Below are 16,502 nucleotides of genomic sequence, written 5' to 3'. Positions count from 1 at the left end.
CGATGCTGGCCCTGACCGCCGCCCAGATCCTGCCCGACGATCCCCAGGCGCTGCTGATCGGCCGCGTCTGGTCTGACGCCCAGGGCGGGCCTTGCCCCGTCCTTTACCGGCAGGGCCAGCTTCTGGACCTCTCGCGCCTGTCGCCCACCACCTCTGGCCTGATGGAGCGGGAAACGCTGGTCACAGACCTGACGGCGGACTTCCCCGCGCTCGGCCCGCTTGACGGTTTCCTCGACCAGGGCGACGGCACCGGCACGCTGGGCCGCCTCCTCGCGCCCTGCGACCTGCAACCGATCAAGGCCGCCGGCGTCACCTTCGCCGGGTCGATGATTGAACGCGTGATCGAGGAGCGCGCCAAGGGCGACCCCGCCCGCGCCGATGCGATCCGGCAGGACCTGGCCGGCCTGCTTGGCGGCTCGCTCCGCGGCGTCCGCCCGGGGTCCGAGGCCGCCGCCGCCGTCAAGGCCCGCTTGCAAGACGCCGGCATGTGGTCGCAATACCTTGAGGTCGGGATCGGCCCCGATGCCGAGGTGTTCACCAAGGCCCCGCCGATGGCCGCCGTCGGCTGCGGCGCGCAGATCGGTGTCCACCCGGCCTCGTCCTGGAACAACCCGGAACCCGAGGTCGTCCTGGCCATCACCTCGCAGGGCCGCATCGTTGGTGCCACCCTTGGCAATGACGTGAACCTGCGCGATGTCGAAGGCCGCTCGGCCCTTCTGCTTGGCAAGGCCAAGGACAACAACGCCTCGGCCGCCATCGGCCCTTTCATCCGCCTCTTCGACGACCGCTTTACCCTTGCCACCGTGGAAACCCTCCACGTCGGGCTGGAAGTGAGCGGCGACGACGGGTTCCACCTCTCCGACCATTCCGACATGGGCCAGATTTCGCGCCCCCCGGCCGAGATCGCGGCCCAGACCCTGAACCGCAACCACCAGTACCCGGATGGCGTGGTCCTGTACCTGGGCACGATGTTCGCGCCCACCAAGGACCGCGACGGTCCCGGCCAGGGCTTCACCCACCATCGCGGCGACCGCGTCACCATCTCCTCCCCGGCGCTGGGCCGGCTGGTCAACACCGTCCATCCCTGCGACCAGATCGCGCCCTGGACCTTCGGCACCCGCGCGCTGATGGAGAATCTGGCCCGCCGCGGCCTGCTTTAACCCGGAAACGCCTGCGCGCCCCACAACTCGCGCACGCGGGCGTCGCGGCCGCAGGCGTTGCGATAGAACTTGTAGGCGTTCGCCTGCTTCTTCGGCCCCGCCCGGGTCAGCACGATATCCGTGCCCTTGTAATAGTCCTGGTGATAGTCCTCGGCGATCCAGAAGGTCTGCGCCCGCAACACCGGCGTCACCACCTTCGCCCCCAGCACCGCCTCGGCCTTGGCCACAGCCTCCACCGCCGCCTTCCGCTGCGCGTCCGAGGTCACGAACACCGCCGTCCGATAGCTGTTGCCCCGGTCGCAGAACTGCCCGCCCGCATCCAGCACATCGACGGACCGCAGGAATTTCTCTACCACTTCGGCATAGGAAATCACGGCATTGTCGAAAGTGATCTCCACCGCCTCATAATGCCCGTCATGGTTCCGATAGGTCGGATCGGGCAAATCCCCCCCGGTATAGCCCGAGACGACGCCCAGCACCCCCGGCACCGGCTCGAAATCCGCCTCTACGCACCAGAAGCAGCCGCCCGCGACATAGGCCTTTTCCACCTCGGCCCGCGCCGCACCCGCCGCGACCATCAGGATCGCCACCCATTTCCACATCGCACCCTCCATCGTTGCCCGCGACGCTGACCAAAGCGCCCGCCCCCGTCCACTCACCGCTTCGTGCCTCACCAAAGGGTGATGGCCCCCCTTGGCCAATCGCCCGCGCCGCCGTAGCTTGGCCTGCGAAACGGAAGGGCCCGCGCGATGAATGACCACGTCTCCACCCACCAGGCGGAAGAGGACGCCCGCAACGACCAGATCCTGATCTGGGTGGACGGGGCGTTGAAGCCCAAGGTGCAGGCGACCGTCAGCGTCTACGATTCCGGCTTCATGCTAGGCGATGGCGTGTGGGAGGGCATCCGGCTTTACAACGGCCGCTGGTCCTTCATCGACGAACATATCGACCGTCTGTTCGAGGCCGCAAAGGCCATCGACCTTGATATCGCCCGCACGAAACAGCAGGTCATCGACGCCGTGCTGGAAACACAGGCCGCCAACGGCATGACCACCGACGCGCATTGTCGTCTGATGGTGACGCGCGGCGTCAAGACCCGGCCCTTCCAGCATCCCCGCCTGTCGCAGCAGGGGCCGACCATGGTCATCATCATGGAACACTCGCGCCCCAAGATCCCGCGCCCGATCACCCTGGCCACCGTGCCCCACCTGCGCGGCTTGCCGATGACGCAGGACCCCAAGCTGAACAGCCACTCCAAGCTGAACTGCATCCTCGCCTGCATCGCCGCGCAAAAGGCCGGCGCGGACGAGGCCTTGATGCTGGACGTTCATGGCTTCGTGAACACCACCAACGCCTGCAACTTCTTCATCGTGCGCAAGGGCCAGGTCTGGACCAGCACCGGCGACTACTGCATGAACGGGATCACCCGGCAAAAGGTCATCGACCTGTGCCGCGCCAACGACATCCCGGTGTATGAGCGGAACTTCTCCCTCGTCGACACCTATTCCGCGGATGAGGCGTTCCTGACCGGCACCTTCGGCGCGCAAACCCCAGTGGGCAGCATCGACGGCCGCCAGATCGGCAGCGGCCAGATGGGCCCGGTGACCGAACGCCTGCGCGGGCTTTACAAATCGCTGGTAGGGGCCTGACCCATGCAGAAACGTGACCGTTCCCTCCACCTGACGCGCAAGACCTACCTCCGGGCGGAAGATTGCGACCTCTCGGACCTCGCCAGCCTGTGCGACGCGGTGACCGACCCCACCGACTATCCCCTTGCTGCGCGTGTGGAAAAGGGCGTCCTGATCTACGACTGCCCCGCGCTTCTTCCCCGCCTCTCGGACCCCGCCTTCGCCGATACCCTGATGGCCGAATGGGCCGACGCCTTTGCCAACGGCCCCGGCGTCCTTGTCCTTGCGGGGGCCGAGGCTGACCACGCCATGCTGGACCGGGCCTCCGACCTGTTCCGCGACCTGATCGACCAGCAGAACCGCGCGGGCACCGGTGGCGGCGACCACTTTGCCAAGCCGGGGGCGAATGATCGCCTCTGGAACAGCCTGCAAAAGCACTGCCTGGCGGACCCGGAAAACTTCGCCCGCTACTACGCCAACCCCTTCCTCGCGCTGGTTTCCCAGGCCTGGCTTGGCCCCTGTTACCAGATGACGGCGCAATTGAACGTGGTGAACCCCGGCGGCGCGGCGCAGTCTCCGCACCGCGACTATCACCTGGGCTTCCAGTCGGCCGAGGCGGTCGCCCGCTACCCGGCCCATGTCCACGCCTTCTCGCCCATGCTGACTCTGCAAGGCGCCGTCGCCCATGTCGACGCCAGCATTGAGGCTGGGCCGACGCTCCTGCTGCCCCACAGCCAGAAATATCCCGCCGGCTACCTTGCCACCTCCCGGCCCGAGTTCCGGGTCTACTTCGACGCGAACGCCGTGCAACTGCCGCTGAAGAAAGGCGACATGCTGTTCTTCTCTCCAGCCCTGTTCCACGCGGCCGGAACCAACCGGACCAAGGATGTGAAGCGGATGGTCAACCTCTTCCAGGTCTCCTCCGCCTATGGTCGCGCGATGGAAGCGATCGACCGCACCGCCATGTGCAAGGCGCTGTATCCCGCGCTTCTCGCGCTGGATCTTGGCGAAAGCCAGACCGCAAACGCCATCGCCGCCACGGCGGAAGGCTACAGCTTCCCCACCAACCTTGACCGCGACCCGCCCATAGGCGGCCTCGCGCCCAAATCCCAGGCCGCCCTGATGCACGAAGCCCTCGCCGCCCGCTGGACCGCAGAGGCCTTCAACGCCGCCCTCGACGCCCAAGCCGCAAAGCGCCTGCCATGAGAATCGCCATGTGGTCCGGCCCCCGGAACCTGTCCACCGCGCTGATGTACAGCTTCGCCGCCCGCCCCGACTGCGCCGCGACGGACGAGCCGTTCTATGCCGCCTACCTGCACGCCACCGGCATCGACCACCCGATGCGGGACGCGGTCATCGCCAGCCAGCCCACCGACCCGGCCGCCGTTGCCGCCTGTTGCACGGGCCCTAACCCGGACGGCAGGTCGCACTGGTACCAAAAGCACATGACCATGCACATGGTCCCCGCCTTCGACCGCAGCTTCCTGCGTCAGTTGACCAATGCCTTCCTGATCCGCCACCCCGCCCGCGTCATCGCCAGCTATGCCAAGAAGCGCGAGGCGCCGACGCTTCAGGACATCGGCTTTGTCCAGCAGGCCCAGCTTTACGACCAGGTCGCCGACCTGACAGGCACCGCCCCGCCCGTGATCAGCGCCGAGGCGATCCGCGCCAACCCGCGCGCCGCCCTGACCAGGCTGTGCGCCGCGCTGGGCCTGCCGTTCCACGAGGCGATGCTGCACTGGCCCGCCGGCCCGAAACCGCAGGACGGGGTCTGGGCGCCGCACTGGTACAACGCCGTCCACCGCTCCACCGGGTTCGAAGAGCCAGAGGGCCCGCTGCCCGACCTGCCGCCCGACTATCAGCGCCTCTCGGACCAGGCCCTGCCTTATTACGACCGTCTCGCGGCGCTGGCCCTCTAGATGCGCGCCCTTGCCCGAAGCCTGACTCTCGCCCTGACCCTCGCCGCCCCCGCCCAGGCGCAGTCCTTGTATGAGGCGACCTCGGACCTCGACCTTTACCCGTGCGAGATGTCCACCCTTTCCTGCACCACGCTCCGGTTACCGCTCGACCACCGCTCGCCGCATGGGCCGGGCAAGATCGACATCACCTTCGCCCTGTCCTTCGCCAATGTCGAAAGCCGGGGCATCCTGTTCTATGTCGTCGGCGGTCCCGGCGCCTCGGGCCTTGCTTCGGCCGAAAACTACCTGTCCTCGTTCGAGGACGGGCTGACCGACTATCTGGATATCGTGTTCGTCGACCAGCGCGGCACCGGGCCGGACAACGGCCTGGCCTGCCCCATCGCGCAGGCTCGGTTCGACGCTGCCGACCTGTCGATCCGCGACCCCGATACCGCCAAGGCCACCGCCCGCGCCTACGTCGCCGACTGCACGGCCGAGATGAACCGCGCCTATCTCCTGCCCTACGTCGCCTCGGACCAGGCGATCCGCGATACCGAGGCGTTCCGCCAGAAGATCGGCGCGCCCAAGGTCTGGCTTTACGGCGAAAGCTACGGCACCCAGTTCGTGCAGGCCTATGCCGCCGCCTTTCCCCAAGCCGTGCAGGGGGTGATCCTGGACGGAGTCGTGGACCTCTCGCTGGACGCGCCGGGCTTCTACACCGCCTACACCCTTGCGGCCGAGGCGATCCTGACCCGCACCCTTGCCGCCTGTGATGAGAATGCCGCCTGCGCCCGCGACATGGGCGCCCCTGCCGGGCAGGTCTATGACCGCATCGCCGCGCAACTGGACCAGCAGCCGATCCGCGTGCCCCTTACCCTCGCCTCTGGCCGGGTGGAGTCGCGGCAACTGACCCGCGGCCTTTTCGAATCCAACACCTTTTTCGCCCTCTACTCGCCCGAAGGCCGGGCCGAGTTCCTGCGCACCCTCGCTGCCGCCGGGCGGGGGAACTTCGTGCCGATGCTGCACCTGGGCTATGCCAACATGCAGATCGACCCGGAAACCGGTGTCGGCATCCCCGACCCCGGCTGGTTCGGCGCGGCCTTCTTCGCGATCACCTGCACCGACTATGACAGCGGCACCGGCACGCCGGACGAACGCGCCGACCAGATCCTGGCCCAGGCCGCCGCGCTTGCACCGCAGGCCCCGCGCCTGCTGCGCGCCTATTTCCAAGAGCAACTCGCCTGCGCCTACTGGCCGCATCAGGGTCCGCCGACCCGCCCCGCGCGCTATGTCGGGGGCGACTGGCCGACGCTGATCCTGAACGGCGACGCCGACCCGATCACGCCGATCAGCATGGCCTATGACCTTCTGGACAGCGCCGCCAATGCCTATGGCATCTTCATGCAGGGCGGCCCGCATGTGATCTGGGGCCGGGGCCTGCCGTGCCCTGACAGCATCGTCCGCGCCGCGCTGCTGGACGGCACCTTGCCTGCCGCACGCGACCAGCAATGCCGGCAGGACTTGGTCAAGGACTATACCGCCCTGACCCTGACCGACCCGGCCGACCTGCAGAACCCCCTCGCCGTAGCCCAGGCCGTGGATACCGAGCTTTACCAAAGCATCCCCCTGTCGGTCTGGGACGGCGTCCACCCCACGACCATCGGCTGCGACCACGGCGGCACGCTGTCGGTCACCCCGACCGACAGCGGCACCGATTACGGCTTTCAGGATTGCCGGTTCTGGCCTGACCTCGCCCTCTCCGGTGCTGGGATCGAGGTCAACTTCGGCGATCCTGACGATTCGATCACCCTTGGCCTGACCGCCTCGGGCGGGGCGACGGGGGCGATCACCTATCAATATCGTCTGGCAGAAGAATCCTGGTCGATTTCTGGCATGTGGAACGGCCAACCGGCGCAGTTGCCGCGCTTGCCCTGAAAGGACGACGATGTTCGGCAATGCCGCGACGAAGGTGCAAGAGTCGGTCCGCATCCTGATGCCAAAGGTGCGGACGACCGCGCTTCTCGCAGGTTTGACCATCCTGGCCATCGGCTGCGGGCTGGCCTGGCTGGTCCTCAACCCGCCGTCCTTCTTTGCCGACGATCAGGATCCTGCCGCGCTGGCCTTTGGCTCGGTGCTGCTGGGCTCGGTCCCGGTCGGTTTCGTCTATCGCCTGATGCGCCAGCGGCAAGAGTCACTGATCCTGCCGGCCGTCGCGCAGGCGCTGGGCATGACCTATGCCAAAAGCGGGCTTGCCGTCCTGAACGGGATGCCCCCACAACTTCTCCCCCGTGGCCGCGTCGATGCCGAGGATCACATCCAGGCCCGTGTCGCCGACCGCCTGGTTGAACTTGCCGAGCTGCGCATCCGTCCCAGCAACGACCGCCACCACACCCTGTTCTCTGGCATCGTCCTGCACATTCCCGATGGCGGTGCGACCGCACCGTTCCTGCTGGCCCCGGTGCATGTGGCCCGGCCCGGCATCGCCTTCGGCAACTTCCTGTCCACCGATGGCTACCGGCACCTGCGCGACTTTGATCTTGCGGGGGCCAAGTTCGGCCTGTGGATCGCGGCGCTTGGCGGCGGGGAAAGCCCGGCCCTGACGGCGCGGATCGACGCGCTGGTCGCCGCCCTCACGCCCTTCGCCCGGGACTGGCCGCCGCACAGCATCGCCTCGGACGGCAAGGGCACCTGGCTGGCCCTGACCCACCACCGCGACCTGTTCCGGCTGGGCGGCGTCCTCCCCACCGAACCGCGCATCCTGGAAGCGGTGCAGAACGCCGTCGCCGACCTTTCGGCACCGCTGGCGCTTGCGCAGGCCGTGATCGAAGCCCAGGCCGCCGGGGAAAAAAGTTAAGGGGGCGTAAACCGCCCCCCGCAAGTCATTGCTTTTGCTATGTGGACCAAGCTGTCCACGCCGGACAGCCTATTTCGCCACGCGGGCATTCCGGCTGGCGATCAACCGCAGCCGCAGCGCGTTCAGCCGGATGAAGCCCTCGGCATCCTTCTGATCATAGGCGCCCGCATCCTCTTCGAAGGTCACGTGCTTTTCGCTGTACAGCGAATGTTCGGACCAGCGCGCCACCGTCACAGCCCGGCCTTTGTACAGCTTGACCCGGACGGTCCCGCTGACATGCTCCTGCGTCTTGTCGATCAGCGCCTGCAGCGCCTCCCGCTCCGGCGAGAACCAGAAGCCGTTGTAGATCAGTTCCGCATAGCGCGGCATGATGCTGTCCTTCAGGTGGCCAGCGCCGGCATCCAGCGTGATCTGCTCGATCCCCCGGTGCGCCTCCATCAGGATCGTCCCGCCGGGGGTCTCGTACACGCCGCGTGACTTCATCCCGACGAAACGGTTTTCCACCAGGTCCAGCACGCCCACGCCATGCTTGCCGCCGATCTCGTTCAGGCGGGTCAGGATCGTCGCGGGGCTCATCGCCTCGCCGTTGATGGCAACCGCATCGCCCTTCTCGAAGGTGATCTCCACCATCTCGGCCTGATCCGGCGCCTCTTCCACCGGCACGACCCGCTGGAGGACATAGTTCGGAAATTCCTCGGCCGGATTCTCCAGCACGCGGCCCTCGGACGAGGTATGCAGAAGGTTCGCATCGACCGAGAACGGCGCCTCGCCCCGCTTGTCCTTGGCAATCGGGATCTGGTTCGCCTCGGCAAACTCCAGCAGTTTCGTCCGGCTGGTCAGATCCCACAGCCGCCAGGGTGCAATCACCTTGATGGCCGGGTCCAGCGCGGCGGCTGAAAGCTCGAACCGCACCTGGTCATTGCCCTTGCCCGTCGCGCCATGCGCCACCGCATCGGCCCCGGTCTCATGCGCGATCCGCACCAGGTGCTGCGAAATCAACGGCCGGGCGATCGAGGTGCCCAGCAGATACAGCCCCTCATAAAGGGCGTTCGCCCGGAACATCGGGAAAACGAAATCGCGCACGAACTCTTCACGGACATCGACGATGTGGATGTTCTCGGGCTTGATCCCCATCAGCAGCGCCTTCTGCCGCGCGGGTTCCAACTCTTCGCCCTGGCCCAGATCGGCGGTGAAGGTCACCACCTCGCAGCCGTATTCCGTCTGCAGCCACTTCAGGATGATCGAGGTATCAAGGCCGCCCGAATAGGCCAGCACCACTTTCTTCGGCTTCTGCATTTGGAAGGCTCCGTCCCGGTTTTGCTGGCGATTAAAGGCAAACCGCCGCCATAGCAAGGTCGCTGCCCCGGAAACGGAAACAGCCCGCCACGGGGGCGGGCTGCTCCAACAGGGAACTCGGTCGGCAAAGGCCGACTGGCGTTCCGATCACTCGATAATGATCACCACTTCTTCTTCGACCGGGGCCTCTTCTTCCGGGGTCGCCTCGGCCGTTTCTTCGCCGGCCTGCGTTTCCGCGATGGCAGCGTCGATCGCTTCCTGGTCGGCCGCCAGCTTTTCGCGCATCTGGGTCAGCAGGCCCTCCAGGTCACCGTCCTTGTTCCAAGCCTCACCAATGGCGGCTTCGGCATCGGTCACGGCCTGCTCGGCTTCGGCTGCAGCTTCCTCGGCCGCGGCGATCTCTTCCTCGGTCGGGGGCGTCTCGGCCAGGGCAAGCCCGTCCTCGGTGGTGCCGCCGGCCGCGTCGATCAGCGGATCGATGGTGGCGATTTCCTCTTCGGTCAGCTCGCCATTGGCCTTGGCTTCCAGGTATTCCTCGGCCGAGGCAAATCCGGCTGCCTCAAGCTCTGCATCCAGCGCCGTGAAGGCATCTGCCTTGGCCTGAAGCTCTTCCGCCGCGCCGCCCGCTGCCGCGACACCGGCATCTGCCACCGCGAGACCGGCCAGCAGACCGACCGGACCGTTGGTCGTCTGACCGTTGCGGATGTGCGCCAGCACGGCGTTGATGTTGGCGTTCAGCGCGCCATTCATCTTGCCCAACTCGTTCGGGGCCATCTCGCCCTCGACCACGGGCTTGCCCTTGGCCTTGGTCACCTCACCCTCGACCGCGGCGGCCTTGGGCTTCTTCTTCACCTCCTGCTTGGCCGATTTCTTCTTCTCGGACTTGCTGGATTTGTCCTTCGACTTGCTTTCCGACTTGCTGCTGCCGCCACCATTTCCACCACCGCCACCATTACCGCCGCCATTGCCACCCTTCTCCGCGTAAGCGGCGCCGCCGGTGTGCAGATCGAACACCGGCAGGACAGGGGTCAGGGCAAGGGCAGATACCGCCAGCGTAATGGCCAAAGGTTTAAGTTTCATCGCATCGTCTCCTTCGCGTATGGCTGGGGAAGTTCATGGTCCAAGCGTCGACCGGGCCGTAAGTTGATGGCGAAAATCGGGCAAAGCCTATAAACCGGGCATAAACCAAAGGTGTAAGACAGTGAAAACCGGCATGAATCTGCCTGCGCGTGCCACGACCCATGCCCTGCGCGCGCTGTTTCCCGCGACACCCCTGCAGCGTAACGATCACCTCTCGGCGCGATTCGAGGCCGAGATCTGGCTGAAGCGAGAGGATCTTTCCCCCGTCCGCAGCTACAAGATTCGCGGCGCCTTCAACGCCATGCGCAAGGTGCGCGCAGCCCGGCCCGACCAACGCGAGTTCGTCTGTGCCAGTGCCGGCAACCATGCCCAGGGCGTGGCCTTCGCCTGTCGCCATTTTGGGGTCGAGGGCGTGATCTTCATGCCCGTCACCACCCCGCAGCAGAAGATCGACAAGACCCGGATCTTCGGCGGTCCTCATGTGCGGATCGAATTGACCGGCGACTATTTCGACCAGACCCTTGCGGCCGCCCAGGCCTTCTGCGCCGAACGCGGTGCGCATTTCCTGTCGCCTTTCGACGATGACGACGTGATCGAAGGCCAGGCTTCGGTCGCGGTAGAAATCCTGGACCAGCTAGGCCGCGCTCCCGACATGGTGGTGCTGCCGGTGGGCGGCGGCGGCCTTGCCTCTGGCGTGACCGGCTTCCTGCGTGAGGTCGCGCCCCAGGTCGAATTCCGTTTCGTCGAACCGCTTGGCGGCGCCAGCCTGACCGCCGCCCTGCGAGAGGGCGCACCGGTGAAGCTGCCACGCGTCAACAGCTTCGTCGATGGCGCGGCGGTGGCGCGGCTGGGCGACCGAACCTTCGCGATGCTGGACTGGGTGCCGCGCGACCACGTCCACCTCGCGCCCGAGGACCGGATCTGCGTCACCATGCTGGAGATGCTGAACGTCGAAGGCATCGTTCTGGAACCCGCCGGCGCCCTGGCCGTGGACGTGCTGCCCGAACTGGCCGACGAGATTCGCGGCAAGACGGTGGTCTGCGTCACCTCGGGCGGGAACTTCGACTTCGAACGTCTGCCCGAGGTGAAGGAACGCGCCCAGCGTTTTTCCGGCCTGAAGAAGTACTTCATCCTGCGCATGCCGCAGCGTCCCGGCGCCTTGCGCGAGTTCCTGAACCTGCTTGGCCCGAACGACGATATCACCCGGTTCGAATACCTGAAGAAATCGGCGCGCAACTTCGGGTCGGTCCTGATCGGGATCGAGACGAAGGACGCCGGGCATTTCCGTCAGTTCACCGACCGGATGGATGCGGCCGGCCTGGCCTTCCGTGACATCACGGGGGACGAGGCGCTGTCCGAATTCCTCATCTAGGCGGCCGAATCAGTCGCCAGCCGTTCCAGCAACTGCGTGCGCGACGTCTGATAGACGGCCACCACCTGCTGCACGTCGATCGGCCCGGGCTGACCGGCGGCAGCCCTGCGTTCACCGTCCTGGCAGATCGCCGCCAGCTCGGACAGGCCCAGGTTCAGGGCGCTGCCCTTCAGGAAATGCAGCTGGCCTTCAAGGTCGGCCCCCGAAAGGCCCGACTGCAACGCGCGCACCGCCTGCTCCGCCTCGTCCAGGAACATGTCGGCCACCTCGACAAACCCGTCGGCACCGATTTCCTCGCGCAATTCCTCGACCCTTCGCCAATCTATCATGGCCACCTCACCAGAAAACCCACGCATCCGTTGTCGTGGATCGCGCTTAACAATTCGTCGCCCGCATCCCAGGAATCGCGTCCAATTTTACCTTTCACCTCGCGTTAAGGCGGCGGGGACACTGTCCGACAGATGGATTCGGATGAGGACGACGTGTCAGCCAGCCCCAGCCTTGTTGAAACGACCCAGACCGGGCAGCCCGGCCCGCGTCATGTCCTGGTCGTCGACGACAGCCGGGCGCAGCGGCACATGCTGTCCATGCAGTTGCGCCGGTGGGGCTATCAGGTCACCGAATGCGAATCGGGCGAAGCCGGGCTGGACGTCTGCGCCCGGGTCGATGTCGACATCATCATCAGCGACTGGATGATGCCCGGCTTGTCTGGTCTGGATTTCTGCCGCCGCTTCCGCGACCTCGCGCGGGAAAACTACGGCTATTTCGTCCTGCTCACCTCGAAATCCGAAACGGCCGAGATCGCCGATGGGCTGGAGGCGGGGGCCGACGATTTCCTGACCAAGCCCGTCGCCTCGAACGAACTGCGGGCCCGGCTGCGCGCCGGGGAACGGATGCTTGCCATGCAGGCCGAGCTTCTGGCCAAGAACCGGGTCATCGCCAGCACCCTGTCGGAACTGCAAAAGCTGTACGATTCGCTCGACCGCGACCTGATCGAGGCGCGAAAGCTGCAACAGACCCTGATCCGCGACCGCGTGCGCGACTATGGCTGGTCCCGCGCCTCGCTGCTTCTGCGCAACTCGGGCCGGGTAGGGGGCGATCTGGTCGGCAGCTTTCGCGTCGATGAGGATCGGGTTGCGGTCTATTCCATCGACGTTTCCGGTCACGGCGTCGCCTCGGCGATGATGACGGCGCGGCTGGCGGGGTTCCTGACCGGCTCCTCGCCGGAGCAGAACCTGGCCTTCCAGAAGGGTCCCTCGGGTGGCCATGTCCTCCTCCCACCCGAGGCGGTGGCGGAACGGTTCAATCGGCTGATGCTGGATGAAATCCAGGCGGAACAGTATTTCACCATGGCCTTCGCGGTGGTCGACCGCGTGGTGGGACAGGTCAGCCTGGTGCAGGCCGGCCACCCGCACCCCCTGATCCTGCGCCGCGACGGCTCGGTCGAGCGGTTGGGGGCTGGCGGCCTGCCCATCGGCCTGATCCCCGAGGCGCGCTATGACCGGCTGGACACCCGACTGGCCCCCGGCGACCGCCTGCTTCTGGTCTCGGACGGGTTCACCGAATGTCCGCTGCCCGACGGGCAGGACTTTGGCGAGGATGGGTTGATCGACAGCCTCCGTCGGTCCGCCCATCTGTCCGGGGCCGACCTGCTGGAGTCGCTCGTCTGGGATCTGACGCACCGTTCGGGCGGCGACATTTTCCCCGATGATGTTTCGGGGATCATCCTGGACCTGTCAGAGCAATAGCGACAGCATCGCCCGGTCGCCCTCGTTTCCCAGCCGCGTCAGGGCGTCCTCGACCGGCAGCCAGACCGCCGTATGCCCTGCCTCGGTCGGGGGGCCCAGTCGCCGTACCGGCCGGGCAAGGTAGACCGTGCACAGCTTCTCGGCCCAAAGGTCGTATTCCGGCATGAAGGTAAACCGCCGGAACGCCCCCAGGCGCCGGGTGACGGCGATCTTCCAGCCGGTCTCCTCGAACACCTCGCGGTGCAGCGCGGCAATCGGTTGCTCGCCCTTGTCGATCCCGCCGCCGGGCAGCTGGAATTCGGGCACCGGCGCTGCCTGATGCGTCGCCAGGATATGGTCGCCCTGCAAAAGCACCGCATAGACCCCCGGCCGCCGGGTATAGCGCTGCCCCGGCCTTACCCCCTCGCCATAGCGTCGGATCATCGCGAACCCCCTTGGACCAGCCGTTGCCCTGCCTATATAGGCGCGGTATGCCAGCAATTGGCACCATCAGGAATTCCCCATGACCACCGGTTCGCAAATCGCCTGGGACGATACCGTCCTGCCATTCCAGCTTGACGCCTCGGGCATCCGCGGCCGGGTCGCGCGCCTGGACGGGGTCCTTGACCAGGTCCTGAAGCAGCACGCTTACCCCTCCGTGATCGAGGCGCTGGTGGCCGAAACCGCGCTTCTCACCGCGCTGATCGGCCAGGCCGTCAAGCTGCGCTGGAAGCTCTCGCTGCAGGTCCGCGGCAAGGGCCCCGCCCGCCTGATCGCCACCGATTACTACGGCCCGACCGAGGACGGCCAACCCGCCCGCATCCGCGCCTATGCCAGCTACGATGCCGACCGGCTGGACCTGAAGGCCGACCCCTTCTCCCAGATCGGCGAGGGCTACTTTGCCGTCATGATCGACCAGGGCGAAGGCATGGTCCCCTACCAGGGCTTCACTCCCATCGCCGGCAAAAGCCTGTCCGACTGCGCGCAGACCTATTTTGCCCAGTCCGAACAGATCCCGACCCGCTTCCAGTTGGCCTATGGCGAAAGCACCGAACCCGGCCGCCCGATGCATTGGCGCGCCGGCGGGATCATGCTGCAACACATGCCCGCCGTCGGAGGCGTGGCCGCCGAACAGGGCAGCGGCGAAGGCGGCCTTCTGACCCATGCCGACATCCTGGGCGGCGCCGAATCCGACGACTGGAACCGCGCCAACATGCTGCTCGACACCGTCGAGACGCTGGAGATGATCGGCCCCTCGGTCCCGCCAACCGACCTTCTGGTCCGCCTGTTCCATGAGGAAGAGCCCCGCGTGTTCGAGGCCCAGCCTGTCCGGTTCGGCTGCTCCTGCAGCGAGGACAAGGTGCGCAACACCATGTCGATCTACAGCCAGAAGGACATCGCCAAGATGACCACCGACTCTGGCATCGTCACCGCCGACTGCCAGTTCTGCGGCGCACATTACGAGATGGACCCAAAGACCCTGGGCTTCGAAGCGGTCAAGCCGGAATGATCGACGTCGAGGACGCCCTGCGCGCGGCGCTTGTCCGCCCCGCCGGGCCGTCCTCGGATTTCGACCTGAACCCCGGGATCCGGCCCCCGGCGGACAAGCCGCTGCGCCCGGCTGCCGTTCTGGTCCCCGTCTGGCTCCGCCCTGAAGGCGCCGGCCTGATCCTGACCAAGCGGTCCTCGCACCTGAAGCACCACCCCGGCCAGATCGCCTTTCCGGGCGGCAAGGTCGATCCGACCGACGCCAGCCCCGAAGCCGCCGCCCTGCGCGAAAGCCGTGAGGAGATCGGCCTTGACCCTTCCCGCGTGGAAATCCTTGGCACCCTGCCCGTCCACGAAACCGTCACCGGCTTTGCCATCACCCCCTTCGTCGGCCTGATCCGCGGACCCTTCACCCCGGTCCCCGAAGCGGGTGAGGTGGACGAGGTTTTCACCGTCCCCCTGTCCCACGTCCTGACCCCGGCCCGCTTTGCCATCGAACGCCGCCGCTGGATGGGTGTCTGGCGCCGCTACTATGCCGTGCCCCATGGTCCCTATTACATCTGGGGCGCCACCGCGCGGATCCTGCGGGGTCTGGCGGACCGCGCGCAGGCTTGACGCAGCCCCTGCATTTTCTGTCCAAAAATATCCCGGGGTCCGGGGCAGCGCCCCGGGTTCGAACCAAAAGCGCACCCTATCCGTCCCGCCAATCCGCCCCTATCCTGCCGCGCATGAACGTTACACCCACTCCCATCGCGGGCGACTGGCTAGAGCATCCGGGCACCCAAAGCCTGATGCAGGCGCTTGAGGCGGCTGGCCATACGGTCCTGTTCGTCGGTGGCTGCGTCCGCAACGCGCTTCTCGGCGTTCCGGTCACCGATGTGGACCTCAGCACCGACGCGACCCCCGAAACTGTCTCGCACCTGGCCGAAGCGGCGGGGTTCAAGCCCGTCCCAACCGGCATCGACCATGGCACCGTGACCGTCGTCGCCGATGGCAAACCGCATGAGGTCACGACGTTTCGCCGCGATGTCGAAACCGACGGCCGCCGCGCCGTGGTGGCCTATTCCACCGACATCGCCGAGGACGCCCAGCGCCGCGACTTCACCATGAACGCGCTATATGCCGACCGCCACGGCAGGGTGATCGACCCGCTGCACGGCCTGCCCGACCTGCACGCCCGCTGCGTCCGCTTTGTCGGCGACCCGGAAACCCGGATCCGCGAGGATTACCTTCGCATCCTCCGTTTCTTCCGCTTCCATGCCGCCTATGGCGATCCGATGCAGGGTCTGGAGCCCGAGGGCCTTGCCGCCTGCGCCGCGCTGGCGGACGGCCTTCACGGCATCTCCAGGGAACGCATCACCGCCGAGTTGCGGAAACTTCTCGCCGCCCACGATCCCGCGCCTTCGGTCGCCGCCATGTTCCATGCCGGCATCCTGACCCGCATCCTGCCCGGTGCCGATCCCCGCGCGCTGGCCCCGCTTGTCCATCTGGACGCTGCCGAGCCGTCCCGCTGGCTTCGCCGTCTTGCCATCCTTGGTGGCGCGACCGACAGCCTGCGCCTCTCCAGGGCCGAGGTTCGGGATCTTGACCACCTCCGCACGGCGCTTGGTTCTTCGGATACTCCGGCTGCGCTTGGCTGGCGGCTGGGCGCGGACCTTGCGGCCGACGCCATCCTGGCCCGTGCCGCTACCTTTGGCACTCACCCGCCCTGGGACTGGCAGCCACAGGTCCAGCGCGGCGCAACCGCCAGGTTCCCCGTCACCGCCGGCGACCTGATGCCCGCCATGCAGGGCGCGGCGCTGGGCGCGCGGTTGAAGCAACTGGAAAACCGCTGGCTTGCGTCTGACCTTGCCCTCACGCGGGAAGAGCTGCTCAAGGGGGCGTGACAACCCGCTCCGGTTGCGCTACCACATCCGCACCCAAGACAAGAGGTTTGGCATGGACAACGGGATTTCCTTTCGACTCGCCTGAGTTGACCGGTCCCGTCGTGGCGGTCGCT

Annotated in this window: 16 protein-coding genes; 11 read left to right on the top strand and 5 right to left on the bottom strand. The window is 66.7% G+C overall.

The genetic code is table 11. The annotated features are described in order from the left end of the window. Positions 1-2 precede the first annotated feature (2 nt). A complete protein-coding gene (locus CXR42_RS10165) occupies positions 3-1,160 on the top strand; it encodes a fumarylacetoacetate hydrolase family protein (protein ID WP_103257428.1) in 1,158 nt (385 codons plus the stop codon). Here the strand turns inward: CXR42_RS10165 and msrA are convergent. Then, positions 1,157-1,762 carry a peptide-methionine (S)-S-oxide reductase MsrA gene (msrA, locus tag CXR42_RS10160; RefSeq protein WP_103257427.1) on the bottom strand — a complete coding sequence of 202 codons (606 nt, stop codon included), beginning with the start codon at positions 1,760-1,762 and terminating at the stop codon, positions 1,157-1,159. The two genes, CXR42_RS10165 and msrA, sit on opposite strands and share 4 nt — an antisense overlap. A gap of 147 nt (positions 1,763-1,909) precedes the next feature. On the opposite strand from msrA, the gene CXR42_RS10155 reads away from it, so the two are divergent. From CXR42_RS10155 to CXR42_RS10135, 5 genes are read left to right on the top strand one after another with little or no spacing between them, the layout of a single operon-like run. Next, positions 1,910-2,809: a D-amino acid aminotransferase gene (locus CXR42_RS10155; RefSeq protein WP_103257426.1), complete on the top strand. Its 900-nt coding sequence runs from the start codon at positions 1,910-1,912 to the stop codon at positions 2,807-2,809. Positions 2,810-2,812: 3 nt separating this feature from the next. Beyond that, on the top strand, positions 2,813-3,994 hold the full coding sequence (locus tag CXR42_RS10150) for a phytanoyl-CoA dioxygenase family protein (RefSeq protein WP_103257425.1): 1,182 nt from the start codon (positions 2,813-2,815) through the stop codon (positions 3,992-3,994). Further along, a complete protein-coding gene (locus CXR42_RS10145; RefSeq protein WP_103257424.1) occupies positions 3,991-4,707 on the top strand; it encodes a sulfotransferase-like domain-containing protein in 717 nt (238 codons plus the stop codon). Before CXR42_RS10150 ends, CXR42_RS10145 begins: the two co-directional genes overlap by 4 nt. Further along, a complete protein-coding gene (locus CXR42_RS10140) occupies positions 4,708-6,621 on the top strand; it encodes an alpha/beta fold hydrolase (protein ID WP_103257423.1) in 1,914 nt (637 codons plus the stop codon). A 10-nt stretch (positions 6,622-6,631) separates the two neighbouring features. Then, positions 6,632-7,540: a hypothetical protein gene (locus CXR42_RS10135; protein WP_103257422.1), complete on the top strand. Its 909-nt coding sequence runs from the start codon at positions 6,632-6,634 to the stop codon at positions 7,538-7,540. 69 nt (positions 7,541-7,609) lie between these two features. On the opposite strand, the gene CXR42_RS10130 is transcribed toward CXR42_RS10135, so the two are convergent. Together CXR42_RS10130 and CXR42_RS10125 are read right to left on the bottom strand one after the other, a co-directional pair. Beyond that, complete coding sequence (locus CXR42_RS10130; protein ID WP_103257421.1) at positions 7,610-8,836, bottom strand: argininosuccinate synthase; 1,227 nt, start codon at positions 8,834-8,836, stop codon at positions 7,610-7,612. 147 nt (positions 8,837-8,983) lie between these two features. Then, entirely contained in the window at positions 8,984-9,916 is a 933-nt protein-coding gene (locus CXR42_RS10125) for a hypothetical protein (protein WP_103257420.1), read from the bottom strand. A 133-nt stretch (positions 9,917-10,049) separates the two neighbouring features. On the opposite strand from CXR42_RS10125, the gene ilvA reads away from it, so the two are divergent. Next, positions 10,050-11,288: a threonine ammonia-lyase IlvA gene (gene ilvA / locus CXR42_RS10120; protein WP_103257419.1), complete on the top strand. Its 1,239-nt coding sequence runs from the start codon at positions 10,050-10,052 to the stop codon at positions 11,286-11,288. Here the strand turns inward: ilvA and CXR42_RS10115 are convergent. Then, positions 11,285-11,617, bottom strand: coding sequence for an Hpt domain-containing protein (locus tag CXR42_RS10115; protein WP_103257418.1), 333 nt, complete (start codon positions 11,615-11,617; stop codon positions 11,285-11,287). The genes ilvA and CXR42_RS10115 overlap by 4 nt on opposite strands. Before the next feature lie 132 nt (positions 11,618-11,749). Here CXR42_RS10115 and CXR42_RS10110 point away from each other — a divergent pair, with 132 nt between their 5' ends. Continuing rightward, entirely contained in the window at positions 11,750-13,036 is a 1,287-nt protein-coding gene (locus tag CXR42_RS10110; protein ID WP_103257417.1) for a SpoIIE family protein phosphatase, read from the top strand. Here the strand turns inward: CXR42_RS10110 and CXR42_RS10105 are convergent. Beyond that, positions 13,025-13,459, bottom strand: coding sequence for an NUDIX hydrolase (locus CXR42_RS10105; protein ID WP_103257416.1), 435 nt, complete (start codon positions 13,457-13,459; stop codon positions 13,025-13,027). The two genes, CXR42_RS10110 and CXR42_RS10105, sit on opposite strands and share 12 nt — an antisense overlap. Positions 13,460-13,538: 79 nt before the next feature. Here CXR42_RS10105 and hslO point away from each other — a divergent pair, with 79 nt between their 5' ends. The 3 genes from hslO to CXR42_RS10090 all read left to right on the top strand — a co-directional run bounded on the left by hslO (position 13,539) and on the right by CXR42_RS10090 (position 16,389). After that, on the top strand, positions 13,539-14,525 hold the full coding sequence (gene hslO / locus CXR42_RS10100; RefSeq protein WP_103257415.1) for an Hsp33 family molecular chaperone HslO: 987 nt from the start codon (positions 13,539-13,541) through the stop codon (positions 14,523-14,525). Then, positions 14,522-15,118 carry a CoA pyrophosphatase gene (locus CXR42_RS10095; protein WP_103257414.1) on the top strand — a complete coding sequence of 199 codons (597 nt, stop codon included), beginning with the start codon at positions 14,522-14,524 and terminating at the stop codon, positions 15,116-15,118. The genes hslO and CXR42_RS10095 overlap by 4 nt, the downstream gene beginning before the upstream one ends. A 113-nt stretch (positions 15,119-15,231) precedes the next feature. Then, positions 15,232-16,389, top strand: coding sequence for a CCA tRNA nucleotidyltransferase (locus tag CXR42_RS10090; RefSeq protein ID WP_103257413.1), 1,158 nt, complete (start codon positions 15,232-15,234; stop codon positions 16,387-16,389). The last annotated feature ends 113 nt before the right edge of the window (positions 16,390-16,502 follow it).

The organism is Tabrizicola aquatica, from assembly GCF_002900975.1.
GTDB lineage: Bacteria > Pseudomonadota > Alphaproteobacteria > Rhodobacterales > Rhodobacteraceae > Tabrizicola > Tabrizicola aquatica.
Note: the sequence above shows the minus strand (reverse complement) of the source record. Positions and strands in the feature narration are given on the sequence as shown.

Excerpts from the sequence above, each read along its gene's own strand:
- CXR42_RS10165 (WP_103257428.1), top strand. The coding sequence starts at position 3 with ATGCTGGCCCTGACCGCCGCCCAGATCCTGCCCGACGATCCCCAGGCG.
- msrA (WP_103257427.1), bottom strand. The coding sequence starts at position 1,762 with ATGTGGAAATGGGTGGCGATCCTGATGGTCGCGGCGGGTGCGGCGCGG.
- CXR42_RS10155 (WP_103257426.1), top strand. The coding sequence starts at position 1,910 with ATGAATGACCACGTCTCCACCCACCAGGCGGAAGAGGACGCCCGCAAC.
- CXR42_RS10150 (WP_103257425.1), top strand. The coding sequence starts at position 2,813 with ATGCAGAAACGTGACCGTTCCCTCCACCTGACGCGCAAGACCTACCTC.
- CXR42_RS10145 (WP_103257424.1), top strand. The coding sequence starts at position 3,991 with ATGAGAATCGCCATGTGGTCCGGCCCCCGGAACCTGTCCACCGCGCTG.
- CXR42_RS10140 (WP_103257423.1), top strand. The coding sequence starts at position 4,708 with ATGCGCGCCCTTGCCCGAAGCCTGACTCTCGCCCTGACCCTCGCCGCC.
- CXR42_RS10135 (WP_103257422.1), top strand. The coding sequence starts at position 6,632 with ATGTTCGGCAATGCCGCGACGAAGGTGCAAGAGTCGGTCCGCATCCTG.
- CXR42_RS10130 (WP_103257421.1), bottom strand. The coding sequence starts at position 8,836 with ATGCAGAAGCCGAAGAAAGTGGTGCTGGCCTATTCGGGCGGCCTTGAT.
- CXR42_RS10125 (WP_103257420.1), bottom strand. The coding sequence starts at position 9,916 with ATGAAACTTAAACCTTTGGCCATTACGCTGGCGGTATCTGCCCTTGCC.
- ilvA (WP_103257419.1), top strand. The coding sequence starts at position 10,050 with ATGAATCTGCCTGCGCGTGCCACGACCCATGCCCTGCGCGCGCTGTTT.
- CXR42_RS10115 (WP_103257418.1), bottom strand. The coding sequence starts at position 11,617 with ATGATAGATTGGCGAAGGGTCGAGGAATTGCGCGAGGAAATCGGTGCC.
- CXR42_RS10110 (WP_103257417.1), top strand. The coding sequence starts at position 11,750 with ATGGATTCGGATGAGGACGACGTGTCAGCCAGCCCCAGCCTTGTTGAA.
- CXR42_RS10105 (WP_103257416.1), bottom strand. The coding sequence starts at position 13,459 with ATGATCCGACGCTATGGCGAGGGGGTAAGGCCGGGGCAGCGCTATACC.
- hslO (WP_103257415.1), top strand. The coding sequence starts at position 13,539 with ATGACCACCGGTTCGCAAATCGCCTGGGACGATACCGTCCTGCCATTC.
- CXR42_RS10095 (WP_103257414.1), top strand. The coding sequence starts at position 14,522 with ATGATCGACGTCGAGGACGCCCTGCGCGCGGCGCTTGTCCGCCCCGCC.
- CXR42_RS10090 (WP_103257413.1), top strand. The coding sequence starts at position 15,232 with ATGAACGTTACACCCACTCCCATCGCGGGCGACTGGCTAGAGCATCCG.